The following is a 13,778-nucleotide window of genomic DNA, read 5'->3' on the forward strand; positions in this document are numbered from 1 at the left end:
CTCTGTGACATATAGCACGGTGGAGCTTGCCTAAAAACCAATGTCGATATTGGCGGCCGCGCCACGTGCAGGGGCTATGTGACAGATGTGGTTAGTGCTAGGGCGTAGCTTTAAGGTCATGTATTGGGGGAAGCTGGAAAGAACAGGGGAAAATGGCCTAATATAAGGCGAGTAAACCTAGGTGTAGGTGGGCTCATCCCACAGACACTTTGTTATTCAGGAGGATTTTATGACCGCTGTGGCGCCACGGGTCGACGATTACGTCGCCCCCACACGTCCAGAGCCAACCGGTAACGCGAAGACCGGTTCAAAGGCTTGGGTATTTCTAACCACCACTGACCACAAGCAGCTGGGCATCATGTACTTGATCATGTCCTTCAGCTTCTTCTTCCTCGGTGGCTTTATGGCACTGTTGATCCGCGCGGAGCTATTCACCCCGGGTCTCCAGTTCTTGTCCAATGAGCAGTTCAACCAGCTGTTCACCATGCACGGCACGGTGATGTTGCTGCTCTTTGCAACCCCAGTTGTGTGGGGCTTTGGTAACTACATCCTGCCGCTGCAAATTGGTGCGCCGGACGTGGCTTTCCCACGTTTGAACGCCTTCGGCTTCTGGGTCACCCTGCTGGGCGGCACCGTGATGCTGCTGGGCTTCGTTACCCCGGGTGGTGCAGCTGACTTCGGCTGGACCATGTACATGCCGCTGGCTGATGGCGTCCACACCCCGGGCATCGGCGCGGATATGTGGATCGTCGGCGTGGGTGCTACCGGTGTCGGTACCATCGCCTCCGCCATTAACATGATCACTACCATTCTCACCCTGCGTGCACCGGGTATGACCATGTTCCGCCTGCCGGTATTCAGCTGGGCAGTATTTACCGCATCCGCCATCGTGCTGATGATCTTCCCGCTGCTGACCGCTGCCGCACTGGGCGTCCTGTATGACCGTAAGCTGGGCGGCCACATCTACGATTCCGCTAATGGTGGCGGCATCCTGTGGCAGCACCTGTTCTGGTTCTTCGGCCACCCTGAGGTTTATGTCCTCGCGCTGCCGTTCTTCGGCGTTGTTTCTGAGGTCGTTCCGGTCTTCTCCCGCAAGCCGGTCTTCGGCTACATCGGCTTGGTCTTCGCACTGCTGGCCATCGGCTCCCTGTCCATGGCTGTTTGGGCACACCACATGTTCGTCACCGGCGCTATCCTGCTGCCGTTCTTCTCCTTCATGACGTTCCTGATTGCGGTGCCTACCGGCGTTAAGTTCTTCAACTGGGTCGGCACCATGTGGAAGGGCCACATCACCTGGGATACCCCGATGATCTTCGCTATGGGCTTCATGGCAACCTTCCTCTTCGGCGGCATGACCGGCGTCATGCTGGCTTCCCCGGCACTGGACTTCCACTTGGCTGAGTCCTACTTCTTGATTGCTCACTTCCACTACACCCTGTTCGGTACGGTTGTGTTCTCCGCTTTCGCGGGTCTGTACTTCTGGTTCCCGAAGATGACCGGCCGCATGCTGGATGAGCGCCTGGGCAAGATTCACTTCTGGCTGACCTTCATCGGCTTCCACGGTACCTTCCTGGTTCAGCACTGGGTCGGCAACATGGGCATGCCGCGTCGTTACGCTGATTACCTGGAGTCCGATGGCTTCACGGTCTTCAACCAGATTTCCACCATCTTCTCCTTCGTTCTCGGCGCTTCTGTTATCCCGCTGGTGTGGAACGTATTCAAGTCCTGGCGCTATGGCGAGATTGTCACCGTGGATGACCCATGGGGCTACGGCAACTCCCTCGAGTGGGCAACCTCCTGCCCGCCGCCACGCCACAACTTTGTGTCCCTGCCGCGTATCCGCTCTGAGCGCCCGGCCTTTGAGTTGCACTACCCGCACATGGTTCAGCGCATGCGCGAAGAAGCACACGTGGGTAGCCACTAAAGCGATATAACTCGCACCAACTCCTGACTTAAGCCGCCTCCCAGCCCTAAATGGGCCACGGGAGGCGGCTTTGGCGTTTCTTCTGTGCCCCACATGCGATAATGGACGGGTGAGTACCCAAGCTGATATCCATGCCGTCATCACCACCAGTGGCCCGGACAAGCCCGGGGTGTCGGCGGCCTTCTTCCGCGTGTTGGCGTCACATAACGCCACGCTTGTCGACGTCGAGCAGGCCATCTTTTCTGGCCGTATCACTCTTGCTGCCCATACCCGCATTCCTAGTGCGCGCGCCGAACAGATCGCGCAGGGACTGCGCAATACGTTGAGCATTTATGGGCAGCAGGTATCCGTAGATCTGCGGGAGGAAGAATCCTCCGCCCGAGCTCGATCGACCCATGTGATGGTCCTCATGGGTACGCAGGTTACCGCCCATCACATGGAGGAAGTCGCACGCGTATTGGCCAACTTCGATGCCAATATCGATCGCATCCGCGGGCTTTCGACCTCTCCGTTGACCGGGTTGGAGCTATTCCTGTCGCTCGATGGTTCCGCTGCGCCCGTGCGCCAGGCGCTGGCGGAATTGGCACAGCAGATCGGTATCGACATCGCTATTGAGCCTGCGGGTCTGGGCCGGCGCTCCAAGCGCCTGGTATGTTTCGACTGCGATAGCACCCTGATCCAAGGTGAGGTCATAGAGATGCTGGCCGCTCATGCCGGAAAGGAAGAAGAGGTGGCAGCCGTGACTGCGCGGGCAATGCGTGGGGAACTGGACTTTGAGGCTTCCCTGCGTGAGCGCGTCGCCGTGCTAGCCGGGCTGGATGCCTCCGTCATTGATGAGGTGGCACGCGAGATTCAGCTGACCCCGGGCGCCCGAGAGACCATTGCGACGCTCAACCGCATTGGCTACCGCACCGCTGTGGTCTCCGGCGGCTTCATTGAGGTTCTAGAGGGCCTGGCTGCGGAGATGGAATTGGACTACGTCCGCGCAAATACGTTGGAAATCGTAGATGGAAAGCTTAGCGGCCGGGTAATAGGCAGGGTGGTTGACCGCAAGGCCAAGGAGGATTTCTTGCGGGAATTCGCTGCAGATTCCGGCGTCGGCATGCGGCAGACAGTCGCCGTGGGCGATGGTGCCAATGACATCGATATGATCACCGCCGCGGGGCTGGGTATTGCTTTCAATGCTAAGCCAGCGCTGCAAGAAGTAGCGGATACCTCTGTGAACCATCGGCGGTTGGACGAGGTATTACAGATTTTGGGAATCCCGGCCGAGGAGGTTGTTCGTGGATAAGTTTGAGACCGCCCACCAACGCTTGGTAGCAGCGTGCGATTCGCGCTCCTGGCGCGATGACCCAGAAAACCCGGACGAGCCCGCCACCGTCCAAGCCATGCAGATTGCTCTGAACCTGCCAAAGCAAGAGCCACCGGCACGCACGGAGGTGCTGGAGGCGGCCGCACGCGCCGTCGTGGCGGTGTGCTTAGACGAACGCGCAGGCGAGGACGGGGCATTCGCTCAGGCATTGGGCCAGTGGTATGGTCATCGCATCCGCAAGATTGCCCGCCGCGCACGTAATAAAGCTTGGCGCGAGGTGCAAAACCTGCCCGGTGTGACCGTGGCGGACCGCGCCCGCGCCTTTGCGCCCTCCGCCGTAGGGGAGGTGGATCCGCTCATTGCCAAGCTGCAGATCGGCCACACCGACCTTGCCTATGACGAGCCCGGAGCCCCGCTTGGCGATGCCCCAGTTATCTACGTCGACCGCAGCCTCGGCATGTCTGCGGGCAAGGCCGCGGCACAGGTAGGCCACGGGTCGATGATGCTTGCCGCAGCAATGTCGGTGGATGAAGCGCGCGACTGGGCGGAAACCGGTTTTGAGCTTTCTGTCCGCGAGGTGTCCGGGATAGATTTTCGCACCGCCTGCGCACAGGACGGTGCGGTGGTCATCGTGGACGCTGGATTTACGGAAATTGCGCCCGACTCGGCTACCGTGTGCGCCCTGCGGCGACCAATCGCTTAAGCGCGCCACGCACCGTGTCCGCATCGGTGGTTTGCCAAAAACGCGGCATAGAGGCCTTGAGGAAGCTGCCATAGCGCTTATATTCCAAACGGTTATCGAGCACAGCCACCACGCCGCGGTCGGAGACGTGGCGCAGCAGGCGTCCCGCGCCCTGCGCCATGAGCAGGGCGGCATGGTTGGCGGAGACTTCCATGAACCCGGAGCGTCCCGCGGCATCGGCTGCTTGGGCGCGCGCCTGCATGAGGGGATCATCTGGGCGGGGAAATGGAATGCGGTCGATGATAACCAGCGAGCACGCTGGCCCCGGCACGTCCACGCCCTGCCACAGGGTGAGGGTGCCGAAGAGGCAGGAGTTTTCCTTTTGGGAGAATTTCTCTACCAGTGCGCCGATGGAATCCTCACCTTGCACGAAAAGGTCAAAGGGAATACGGGGTTTAAGTGCGGTGGCTGCTTCTTCCGCGGCCCGGCGGGAGGAAAACAACCCGAGAGTGCGCCCTCCGGCAGCCATGATGAGCTCGTAGATCTCATCAATCGTTTCTTTGGGCAGGCCATCGCGACCGGGAGCAGGAAGGTGCTTGGCTGTGTACAAAATACCAGATTTGGCCGGGTCAAAGGGCGTGCCTGCGTCCAAGGTGTCGTAGGTGCCGCTCGGCATGCCCCACTGGGCGGCCATGGCATCAAAGCGGCCGCCGAGGGCGAGGGTGGCCGAAGTAAGCACCACTGTTTGTTCCCCGAAGAGGTTCTCGCGCAGCATGTGGGCGATGGACAGGGGCGCCACGGCGAGGGTCTCGGCGTCGCTGCGCGGATCGCGCTCTAGCCAGACTACGTCGTCTTGTTTCGCCGGGTCATCGGTGGCGAAGACCTCCAGCATGCGCGCTACGGCCTGCGCGAGGTCGGAGAGGTGATTGCTTAAGTTCTGGCGCTCGGCGTTCTTTTCTGGGTCATCGGTGGCCTCGCCTTCTGGTGCGCGAGAGATGAGGGACTTAACGCGCAGGAATTCATCGGCAAGCGCGCGCAGGTGTGCCTGCGAGGTTTCATCCAAATCGGTCCACCTGCCCGGCTCCTGAATTTTCATCAGGTCATCGAACTCCTCTGCCAGGTCGGAGAGGCTGCCGGCATTTCCGAGAGACTTCGCGCGGTTGGCTGCCATTTTGATGGCGCGGGTAGTAATCTCTGCGGTGGACACGGAGGTAATGCGGCCGTCGAGCTCGTGGGCCTCGTCGATAATGGCCACGTCGTGCTCCGGCAAGATATTTGCCTCCGAAACCGCGTCAATGGCAAGCATGGCGTGGTTGGTGACGACGATATCGACATCGGCAGCCGCCCTGCGGGCTTCCTCTGCAAAACAGTCGGGCCCGTGCGGGCAGCGCGAAGCGCCCAAGCATTCGTTGGAGGCTACGGAAACCGCGCGCCACACCAAGTCCGGAACGCCCGGCTCTAGATCATCGCGGTCACCAGTTTCGGTTTCCTGCGCCCATTCGTGGATGCGGCGCACGGCCTTGCCGCGGTGGGAAATCTCGGATTCGTCGATAAGAGCTTCCGGGTCATCCGGGGTAGCCGCAATCTTATTCATGCACAGGTAATTATTGCGGCCCTTCATAATGGCGAAGGTGGGCGTGCGTTCCATGACGGGGGCGAGGGCCTCCGTGAGCCGCGGGAGATCGCGCTCCACCAGCTGACGCTGCAAGGCCAGGGTCGCGGTGGAGACGATGACGGTGGACCCCGAGTTCATTGCATGCCGGATAGCCGGGACCAAGTAAGCCAAGGATTTACCAGTACCGGTACCGGCCTGCACCGCTAGGTGGCGCTCCTTCTCGAGGGCGGCCGAAACGGCCGTAGCCATACGCACCTGGCCGTCGCGCCGGCTGCCGCCCAGCGCGTCAACTGCCTTGTCCAGCAGCGTTTCCGTGTCGAGGTTTAAAGGCTCATCTGCGTGCTTACTCACCCCACACAGTCTAGCGGCCTACTTTTTAAAGCCCACCATCCGCGTGGGCACTGCCGCTTCATCGCGGGAGAGCGCCAGGCCTTCCCAGGGCAGGGTTTTGCGGGCCTGGTTCAAATATTCGCGGGAGGCATGCAGATCTGGCAGGTCGTCAACGATGTGTCCATCGCGCATAAGAGGAATGGTCATCTCACGGGTTTTGAGCTGGCCGGTATCTGGCGTTGGGGCGTCGTATGGGTAGACGATTTCCTCCACAGCCACGCCGGAGGAACGGTAAGTGCGCAGGGCGCGCTTGGCACCAGCCACGGATTGCTTGGAAGTAGAGCGCTTTGCCACCGGAATGCCATCCACCTCTACGACCTTGTAGACCATGCCGGCGGTAGGGGCACCAGAGCCAGTCACCACGGATGTGCCGACGCCGTAGACGTCTACCGGATCGCCGCGTAGGCCGGCGATGGCGAACTCGTCGAGGTCGGAAGAGACCACGATTTTGGTGTTGTGGTTGCCCAAATCATCCAGTTGCTTGCGCACGCGGCGGGTCACCGCACCGAGGTCACCGGAATCGATGCGAACGCCGCCGAGCTTCGGACCGCCGACCTTGACGGCGGTTTCTACGCCCTTAGTGATGTCATAAGTATCAACTAGCAAAGTGGTGTCCACGCCAAGGGTGTCGATCTGGGAGCGGAAGGCGGTCTCTTCGTTCGGAGTGCCGTCCGGGTTGGTGTGTGCCAAGGTCCACGAGTGAGCCGCGGTGCCGGAAACCGGGATGCCGTAGCGGTAGCCCGCCTCTAAGTTGGAAGTAGCATCGAATCCGGCCAGGTAGGCCGCGCGGGCGGAGGTCACCGCCGCATACTCGTGAGTGCGGCGTGAGCCCATCTCGATGATGGGCCGGCCGTCGGCGGCCGTGACCATGCGGGAGGCAGCCGAGGCCACTGCGGAATCGGCATTCATGATGGATAAGATGACGGTCTCCAGAATGAGGCATTCTCCAAAGGTGCCGCGCACCGTCAAGATGGGGGAGTTGGGGAAATAGAGTTCACCCTCGCGGTAGCCATCGATCTGGCCCGAAAAACGGTAGTGGCGCAGGTACTCCTTGGTTTTTTCATCCAGGAAGTCCATCTCCGCCAATTGATTGGCCGAAAAGCGGAAATCTTCCACTGCGCGCAGGACACGCTCGGTGCCGGCCACCACGCCGTAGCGGCGCTCATTGGGTAGGCGGCGGGCGAATACTTCGCAGGTGACCTGACGGTTTGCCGAGCCGTCCCGCAGCGCGGCTTGGAGCATCGTCAGCTCATATTTATCTGTGAGCAGTGCAGTAGAGCGATCATTAGGGATAGCTTTGTCATTCACGGGAGTGATATTACCCACTGACTAGGTGCTTTTCAGGGGTTTAGATTCTTTCCCACCGGAATGTCTTAAGCCAGAATGCCCGGGCCCACAATAAATTCCTAAATATGGTTAGGCTAGAAGGCATGAAGGCGCAATTTCCCGTAGTCCGGATGAGCTCTCCCATGGCTACGCCCGAATTGGATGAAGAACTCGAAGTAGACGTGGCCACGAGCGAAAACCTGCCGTGGATGTGCATCGTGTGGGATGACCCCGTCAACCTAATGAGCTACGTGTCCTATGTATTTCAAACCGTTTTGGGATACGACAAAAAGCGGGCCAATGAACTCATGATGCAGGTCCATACTGAGGGCAAGGCGGCCGTATCCAGCGGCGAGCGTGACAAGATTGAAGCGGACGTGAAAAAGCTCCAGATCGCGGGGCTGTGGGCAACGATGCAGCAGGCAGGTTAACTAGATGCAACCGTGGAAGAAAAAGAAGTCCCTCATGCGTGCGCCGAAGATTACGGCAGTATTCGAGCCGATGGAGCGCGAAGTATTGGGAGATCTCACCGCTACCGTCTCCGAGGCGATCATTAAGCGTGCCCAGTCCGCGCCGAAGGACGAGCTGGCGGAGATGCTGGACATGCCGACCGGCCACACCGAGGCCCCAGAGGACCCCTCGCTGGCTCGCCTCTTCCCGGATTTCGAAATGCCCGGCGATGAGGAGTACGAAGGCGATGCCTCATTGCTGCGCTCGCTGCACGAAAATGACATTGCCCGTGCCAAGTTGGAAAACCTTCAGGTGATCGGCACTGCCCTCGGCCCTACCGGCGGGGTAGAGGTTGCCATTAGTGAGCAGGAGGCTCATGCCTTCGTTGCCGGCCTAAACGATCTGCGCCTCTACGTTGCGGCGGGCGATGTTTCTGATGACAACCTGATGTTTGACCGCGATAGCCTCGTGGAGTGGCTGGCCTTTTGCCAGGATTCGCTACTTCAGGTGCTGATGGATTAATGCTGGGCGGTATTAGCATCGGGCATTTTAGCGGCACCGATACCGGCGTCACGGTGCTCTATTGCGGGCCGGACGGAGCGCTCGGCAGCGTCGACGTGCGCGGCGGCGGCCCAGGCACCCGCGAAACGGACCTCTTGCAGCCGCATAATACGGTCGAGCGGGTCCACGCAGTGGTGTTGGCGGGCGGATCTGCCTTTGGCTTAGCGGCTGCCGACGGCGTGATGAATGAGCTGGCAGAGCAGGGGATTGGCTTCCCCGTCTTTGGCGAGGGGAAACCCGGCCCGCGTGTGCCCATCGTCCCCGGGGCCGTCATCTTCGACCTTTTGGTTGGACCTGCCCGCCCCGGGCCAGAAGAAGGCGCAGCCGCGCTTCGGGCTGCGCTGGCGGGCAATGATGAATCTATGGGCTCGGTGGGTGCCGGAGTGGGAGCTACCGCCGGCAAGTTGCGGGGTGGTTTCGGCCTAGCCACGCGCCGGGTACAAAACTATAAGGTGAGCGCCGCAATGGTCGCCAACCCTGTGGGTGAGGTCATCGATCCGCAGTCCGGCCGGCTCTACGGCGCGCCGGTGCGCACCCCGGTCAATGCCGCCGCCTACCGCGCCTTGCCACACCCTGCAGAGGCCAAGCTCAATACCACCATCGGCGCCGTGCTAACCGACGCCCCCGTCACCACCGCCCAAGCCCAGCGGGTGGCCATGACCGCGCACGATGGCATCGCCCGCGCGGTGCGTCCTGCTCACTCGCCGCTGGACGGGGACACCATTTTTGCCTTGTCCACCGCGCAGCGCCCGGCTGACCTCAGTACGCAGTTGATGGCCCAACTTTGCACCGCGGCCGCCGATGCCGTGGAAGAAGCCATTGCCAACGCGGTTGCCGCCGCCGAGCCGGGCCTGGGCTTGAGCGCGTACCGCGATCTGCTTGACTAAGATGAGTCGCATTATGACTTCAGGTGGAATATCTAACTACCGGCCCGCGCCCGCCGGCCAGGTCAACCGCGGCGATTCTAAGAATTACACCCGCAGCGGCCGCATCACCACCGGCTTTTCTATAGCCTTTGGTTTCCTTGCAGTGGAGTGGGCGGTCCACTTTATTAACGCCTTCATTTTTGGCGGCCAGCTATCTGATTACGGCATCCGTCCGCTGGATTTCAACGGCATCTGGGGAATTTTTACCGCCCCACTGCTGCACGCAAATTTTGAGCACCTCATGTCCAACTCGGTGCCCGGTGCCATTTTCTGCTTCCTCATTGGCCTGTCCGGCCGCAAGGCTTGGTGGGAAGTTACCCTGATTACCACGCTGGTCGCAGGCCTTGGCACCTGGTTCATCGGTGGCCCCGGTACCTCCCATATCGGGGCTTCCAGCTTGGTCTATGGCTGGCTAGCGTATCTAATTGTGCGCGGTGTTTTTAATCGCTCGCTCATTCAGACCATCTTGGGCATCATGCTTGGCTTCGCTTACTCCGGCCTAGTGTGGGGCGTGTTGCCCGTATATGAGGGCGTGAGCTGGCAGGGGCACCTCTTTGGCGCCATTGGCGGCATATTGGCCGGCATGACCATCACTTCGGATGATCCGGTAAAGGCAGTGAAGCGTTAATGCCTTCTGCAACCTCTCCCATCGGCATCTTTGATTCCGGAGTGGGCGGGCTCACCGTGGCGCGCGCGGTTATGGAACAGCTGCCGCACGAATCCGTCATCTATACCGGCGATACCGCTCATAGCCCCTACGGCCCGCGGCCTATCTCTGAAGTCCGTGCCTTTTCTCAGGATGTGGCCGACAGGCTCGTGGAGCGCGGCTGCAAGATGCTAGTTATCGCGTGCAATACCGCCACCGCTGCTTTCTTGCACGATGCGCGCGAGCGCTACGATATCCCCATCGTGGAAGTCATTCGCCCCGCGGTACGGCGTGCCATGTCTACCACGCGCAATGGAAAAATCGGCGTCATCGGTACCGAAGGCACCATTAAGTCCGGCGCTTACCAAGATCTTTTCGCGCTTAACCCCAAGGTGCAGGCCTTTGCTACCGCTTGCCCGGACTTTGTTCCTTTTGTCGAGCGCGGCATTACCGCCGGCCGCCAAATCCTCGGCGTCGCTGAGGGCTATCTGGCCCCGCTGCAGGCCCAGGGAGTAGACACGCTGGTTTTGGGCTGTACACACTATCCGCTGTTGACCGGCATTATCCAACTAGCTATGGGAGATAACGTCGCGTTGGTGACCTCCTCAGAGGAGACCACCAAGGACGTCATGCGGATTCTCACGGAAACGGATATGTTGGCCCCTGCAGATACTCAGCCGGTTCACACCTTTGAATCGACCGGCGATCCGGAAGCCTTTGCCCGCCTTGCCGCGCGCTTTCTCGGCCCACAGATTGCTTGAGTTAGCGCAATTTCTCCCCCGTTTTGCACGTTGAGTACGCATGCGGGGCGATTTCATGGAACTATTGAGCCCATGAAGCTGACCATCTTAGGCTGCTCCGGTAGCGTCCCCACCGCCCAAAATCCCGCCTCCGGATACTTGCTGTCCTTTGATAATGCGCCGTCCATCGTGCTCGATATGGGCCCTGGTACCTTGGCGCAGCTGGAACAGCAGCAGGATCCTTGCGATGCCCACGTGGCTTTTAGCCACCTGCACGCCGATCACTGCCTGGATTTTCCCTCCCTAATGGTGTGGCGCCGCTTCCATCCCACTGCACCTGCGGCGTCGCGCAATATGTGCTTCGGGCCGAAGGCTACGCCTACCCATTTGGGCCGCCTGTCTTCCGATGAAGTCGATGGCATCGATGATATGTCCGATACCTTCGCCTTTAGCGCGTGGGAGCCGGGCGAGCGTCAGCTTGTCGACGATGTCTATATCACTCCGTTCCCGGTCAACCACCCGGTCGAGGCCTACGCTTTGCGCGTGGAGCATACCAAGACGGGCCAGACCATCACTTACTCCGGAGATTCTTCTTATACGCCCGCGCTTATCGACGCCGCACGGGGCGCCGACATTTTCCTCTGCGAGGCAGCCTGGGGCGAGACTTCGCAGGATAAAGCACCGGATATGCATATGTCGGGCGCGGAAGCAGGTAGGGCAGCGCGCGAAGCGGGTGTGGGCAAGCTCGTGCTCATCCACATTCAGCCATGGGGTGATGCCCAAGCTACTTTGGAGGCTGCCCGCTCTGAATTCGATGGCGAGATTGTCCTCGGCGCCGCGGGCATGGAGTTCTAAGATACGCTGGACGGCATGACTGAATTTACTCGTGCCGATGGGCGTGCGCTGGACCAGATGCGCAGCGTCCGCATTACCCGCAATTTCACCACCAACCCGGCCGGCTCTGTGCTGGTGGAGTTCGGCAATACCCGCGTTATGTGTACCGCATCCGTGGAATATGGTGTGCCGCGCTTCAAGCGAGATTCCGGTGAAGGCTGGCTTACCGCCGAGTATGCCATGCTGCCTTCTGCCACCCACGACCGCATGCCGCGCGAATCCATGAAGGGCAAGGTCAAGGGCCGCACTCATGAGATTTCCCGCCTCGTCGGCCGCTCCCTACGCGCCGCGGTGGACCTGGAGGAGCTAGGGGAGAACACCATCCAGCTTGATTGCGATGTACTCCAAGCTGATGGCGGTACCCGCACCGCCTCTATCACCGGCGCCTACGTAGCGCTTGCTGACGCTATCGCGCACCTCAAGGCCGAGGGCGTCGTCCCCGGTGAGCCGCTGCTCGATCCCATCGCTGCGGTCTCGGTAGGCATTATTGATGGCGAAATTTGCCTCGACCTGCCTTATGAGGAAGATTCTCGCGCCGAGGTTGACCTGAATGTGGTGATGCAGGAATCAGGCGACTTCGTGGAAATCCAGGGCACTGGCGAGCACGGCCTCTTTGGCCGCGAGGAACTCAATGAGATGCTTGACGTAGCCCAGAAGGGCTGCCGCGAGCTCATCGCTGCACAGAAGGCGGCGCTGGGGTGGTAATTCTCGTCGCGTCCAATAATCCGAAGAAGCTCGCGGAGCTGGAGCGCATTCTAGCCGATGCCGGCATCGAGGGCGTCGAGCTGCGGCCATTATCTGCCGTGGAACCTTATCCCGAACCGGTAGAAGATGGTCGAACCTTTGCCGATAACGCGCTCATCAAGGCCCGCGCCGGCGCGGCAGCTACCGGCTTTGCCACCGTCGCGGATGATTCTGGCCTCGCTATCGAAGAACTCAACGGCATGCCCGGCGTTCTGTCTGCCCGTTGGTCCGGCCAACACGGAAATGACCAAGCCAATAATGACCTGGTCCTCGCACAGATGGCGGATGTCCCTGATGAGCGCCGCGCCGCAGCCTTTGTCTCCGTCTGCGCGCTCGTCACGCCCGAAGGCACAGAGCACGTGGCCGAGGGCCGCTGGGAAGGCCGCTTCTTGCGCGAGCCGCGCGGGGAAAACGGCTTCGGTTATGACCCGCTCTTCCAGCCGGAGGGCGAATCCCGGTCGGCTGCGGAGATGTCCCCACAAGAAAAGAACGCGGTCTCGCATCGCGGCCGCGCTCTTAGTCAACTAGTCCCCGCCATCGCGGAGTTGGTTCGCAACTCTTAGAGTTGGAATTCTTCCGTGATTTCCTTGCGGCGCTTGTGCTCCATCCAGAAGGACAAGAAGGGCACCACGCCGGCAAGGGCGGTGGTAAAGAGCTTGCCCACCGGCCACAGCGCGCGCGGGCCGAGGATGAGGATGGACAGCAAGTAGGTCATGTACGCGATGCCGTGCACGATCGCGATATAGGTGGCCCACTCCGGGATTTCCATGCCGATGAGGTATTGGCAGACCATGCGGATGACCAGGATGATTAGGAAGATACCGGTCACGGTGGCCGCGATCGAGAAAAATTTCAAGGGTCCGCGGATGCGGGCCTGTCGGGCGGGGTGAACTTTATTGGTCATAATCAGCTTTCTTCATTCTCGCCGCGCCGGCGGCGCGGGGTATTCATGGCGTTGAACGTTTCCACATCCATCTGGGGCCGCTGAGGCAGGAAATCCTCATCAATTTTGGTTTCCGCCTGCGGCTGTGCGGGAGCGTCGGCCGAGGAGTCGGTGTCCGTGTCATCCATGTCGCGAGCCTCTTCCTCGGCGGCGAGCCGCTCATTTTCATAGCGCAGCGTGGTGCGATAGGCATAAACCACGAACACGGCAAACAGCGGCCACTGGAAGGCATAGCCCAGGTTTTGGAAGGTGCCCGAGCCGGAGCGGAAGCGCGTCCACTGCCAATAGGCCAGGAATAGGAAGAGCACGACGAAAAACGCGATGAGGAGGATGTGCCACCATCGCACCTGCACGCGCCCATTTTTCTTTTCCTGTTGAGTGCTCACGCGTTCCACCCTACCCACCAGCGGCCAGAAAACAGAACACCCCTGGTTTCTTGTTTATTCGCGCGCCGTGTACACTATGTCAAGTCCCCCGCGCCCGTGGCGGAATTGGCAGACGCGCTAGATTTAGGTTCTAGTGTCTTAGGACGTGTGAGTTCAAGTCTCACCGGGCGCACAATCGGCGCCGTCGGCCCCCAAGGCCGGCGGCGCTTTCGCATATCGCCGTCCGCATATTCACCTTA

The 13,778-nt window shown here is 60.5% G+C and carries 15 protein-coding genes and 1 tRNA gene; 12 read left to right on the top strand and 4 right to left on the bottom strand.

The window, feature by feature from the left end; translation table 11 throughout:
* The first annotated feature begins 229 nt into the window (after positions 1 to 229).
* The 3 genes from ctaD (at position 230) to L8V22_RS08815 (ending at position 3,939) form a co-directional block, all read left to right on the top strand.
* Positions 230 to 1,924: an aa3-type cytochrome oxidase subunit I gene (gene ctaD, locus L8V22_RS08805; protein ID WP_238801113.1), complete on the top strand. Its 1,695-nt coding sequence runs from the start codon at positions 230 to 232 to the stop codon at positions 1,922 to 1,924.
* Between the two features lie 109 nt (positions 1,925 to 2,033).
* On the top strand, positions 2,034 to 3,215 hold the full coding sequence (gene serB / locus L8V22_RS08810) for a phosphoserine phosphatase SerB (protein ID WP_238801114.1): 1,182 nt from the start codon (positions 2,034 to 2,036) through the stop codon (positions 3,213 to 3,215).
* The gene (locus tag L8V22_RS08815) at positions 3,208 to 3,939 is read left to right on the top strand and encodes an aminoacyl-tRNA hydrolase (RefSeq protein WP_238801115.1); all 732 of its coding nucleotides are present in this window, start codon (positions 3,208 to 3,210) and stop codon (positions 3,937 to 3,939) included. Before serB ends, L8V22_RS08815 begins: the two co-directional genes overlap by 8 nt.
* Here L8V22_RS08815 and L8V22_RS08820 read toward each other — a convergent pair.
* Complete coding sequence (locus L8V22_RS08820; protein WP_238801116.1) at positions 3,905 to 5,884, bottom strand: ATP-dependent DNA helicase; 1,980 nt, start codon at positions 5,882 to 5,884, stop codon at positions 3,905 to 3,907. The two genes, L8V22_RS08815 and L8V22_RS08820, sit on opposite strands and share 35 nt — an antisense overlap.
* An 18-nt stretch (positions 5,885 to 5,902) precedes the next feature.
* A complete protein-coding gene (locus tag L8V22_RS08825) occupies positions 5,903 to 7,231 on the bottom strand; it encodes a nicotinate phosphoribosyltransferase (RefSeq protein WP_269966466.1) in 1,329 nt (442 codons plus the stop codon).
* A gap of 122 nt (positions 7,232 to 7,353) precedes the next feature.
* On the opposite strand from L8V22_RS08825, the gene clpS reads away from it, so the two are divergent.
* The 8 genes from clpS to rdgB all read left to right on the top strand — a co-directional run bounded on the left by clpS (position 7,354) and on the right by rdgB (position 12,773).
* The gene (gene clpS, locus L8V22_RS08830; RefSeq protein WP_080971233.1) at positions 7,354 to 7,680 is read left to right on the top strand and encodes an ATP-dependent Clp protease adapter ClpS; all 327 of its coding nucleotides are present in this window, start codon (positions 7,354 to 7,356) and stop codon (positions 7,678 to 7,680) included.
* Between the two features lie 4 nt (positions 7,681 to 7,684).
* Positions 7,685 to 8,221 carry a DUF2017 domain-containing protein gene (locus L8V22_RS08835; protein ID WP_238801117.1) on the top strand — a complete coding sequence of 179 codons (537 nt, stop codon included), beginning with the start codon at positions 7,685 to 7,687 and terminating at the stop codon, positions 8,219 to 8,221.
* Positions 8,221 to 9,147 carry a P1 family peptidase gene (locus L8V22_RS08840; RefSeq protein WP_238801182.1) on the top strand — a complete coding sequence of 309 codons (927 nt, stop codon included), beginning with the start codon at positions 8,221 to 8,223 and terminating at the stop codon, positions 9,145 to 9,147. The genes L8V22_RS08835 and L8V22_RS08840 overlap by 1 nt, the downstream gene beginning before the upstream one ends.
* Positions 9,148 to 9,160: 13 nt before the next feature.
* A complete protein-coding gene (locus L8V22_RS08845) occupies positions 9,161 to 9,814 on the top strand; it encodes a rhomboid family intramembrane serine protease (protein ID WP_238801118.1) in 654 nt (217 codons plus the stop codon).
* Positions 9,814 to 10,593, top strand: a complete 780-nt coding sequence (murI, locus tag L8V22_RS08850; RefSeq protein ID WP_238801119.1) for a glutamate racemase — start codon at positions 9,814 to 9,816, stop codon at positions 10,591 to 10,593. The genes L8V22_RS08845 and murI overlap by 1 nt, the downstream gene beginning before the upstream one ends.
* A gap of 72 nt (positions 10,594 to 10,665) precedes the next feature.
* The gene (locus tag L8V22_RS08855; RefSeq protein WP_238801120.1) at positions 10,666 to 11,427 is read left to right on the top strand and encodes an MBL fold metallo-hydrolase; all 762 of its coding nucleotides are present in this window, start codon (positions 10,666 to 10,668) and stop codon (positions 11,425 to 11,427) included.
* Between the two features lie 15 nt (positions 11,428 to 11,442).
* Positions 11,443 to 12,171 (top strand): ribonuclease PH, encoded by a 729-nt coding sequence (rph, locus tag L8V22_RS08860; RefSeq protein WP_005323955.1) that lies wholly within the window; start codon positions 11,443 to 11,445, stop codon positions 12,169 to 12,171.
* The gene (rdgB, locus tag L8V22_RS08865) at positions 12,165 to 12,773 is read left to right on the top strand and encodes an RdgB/HAM1 family non-canonical purine NTP pyrophosphatase (RefSeq protein WP_238801121.1); all 609 of its coding nucleotides are present in this window, start codon (positions 12,165 to 12,167) and stop codon (positions 12,771 to 12,773) included. The genes rph and rdgB overlap by 7 nt, the downstream gene beginning before the upstream one ends.
* Here the strand turns inward: rdgB and L8V22_RS08870 are convergent.
* Positions 12,770 to 13,114: a DUF3817 domain-containing protein gene (locus L8V22_RS08870; RefSeq protein WP_238801122.1), complete on the bottom strand. Its 345-nt coding sequence runs from the start codon at positions 13,112 to 13,114 to the stop codon at positions 12,770 to 12,772. The two genes, rdgB and L8V22_RS08870, sit on opposite strands and share 4 nt — an antisense overlap.
* A gap of 2 nt (positions 13,115 to 13,116) precedes the next feature.
* Complete coding sequence (locus L8V22_RS08875; protein ID WP_238801123.1) at positions 13,117 to 13,539, bottom strand: hypothetical protein; 423 nt, start codon at positions 13,537 to 13,539, stop codon at positions 13,117 to 13,119.
* A gap of 90 nt (positions 13,540 to 13,629) precedes the next feature.
* On the opposite strand from L8V22_RS08875, the gene L8V22_RS08880 reads away from it, so the two are divergent.
* Positions 13,630 to 13,711: transfer RNA gene (locus L8V22_RS08880), tRNA-Leu, on the top strand.
* Positions 13,712 to 13,778: the final 67 nt, after the last annotated feature.

This window comes from Corynebacterium yonathiae (assembly GCF_027570195.1).
Lineage (GTDB): Bacteria > Actinomycetota > Actinomycetes > Mycobacteriales > Mycobacteriaceae > Corynebacterium > Corynebacterium yonathiae.

Excerpts from the sequence above, each read along its gene's own strand:
- rph (WP_005323955.1), top strand. The coding sequence starts at position 11,443 with ATGACTGAATTTACTCGTGCCGATGGGCGTGCGCTGGACCAGATGCGC.
- L8V22_RS08855 (WP_238801120.1), top strand. The coding sequence starts at position 10,666 with ATGAAGCTGACCATCTTAGGCTGCTCCGGTAGCGTCCCCACCGCCCAA.
- L8V22_RS08835 (WP_238801117.1), top strand. The coding sequence starts at position 7,685 with ATGCAACCGTGGAAGAAAAAGAAGTCCCTCATGCGTGCGCCGAAGATT.
- L8V22_RS08840 (WP_238801182.1), top strand. The coding sequence starts at position 8,221 with ATGCTGGGCGGTATTAGCATCGGGCATTTTAGCGGCACCGATACCGGC.
- clpS (WP_080971233.1), top strand. The coding sequence starts at position 7,354 with ATGAAGGCGCAATTTCCCGTAGTCCGGATGAGCTCTCCCATGGCTACG.
- murI (WP_238801119.1), top strand. The coding sequence starts at position 9,814 with ATGCCTTCTGCAACCTCTCCCATCGGCATCTTTGATTCCGGAGTGGGC.
- L8V22_RS08870 (WP_238801122.1), bottom strand. The coding sequence starts at position 13,114 with ATGACCAATAAAGTTCACCCCGCCCGACAGGCCCGCATCCGCGGACCC.
- ctaD (WP_238801113.1), top strand. The coding sequence starts at position 230 with ATGACCGCTGTGGCGCCACGGGTCGACGATTACGTCGCCCCCACACGT.
- L8V22_RS08845 (WP_238801118.1), top strand. The coding sequence starts at position 9,161 with ATGACTTCAGGTGGAATATCTAACTACCGGCCCGCGCCCGCCGGCCAG.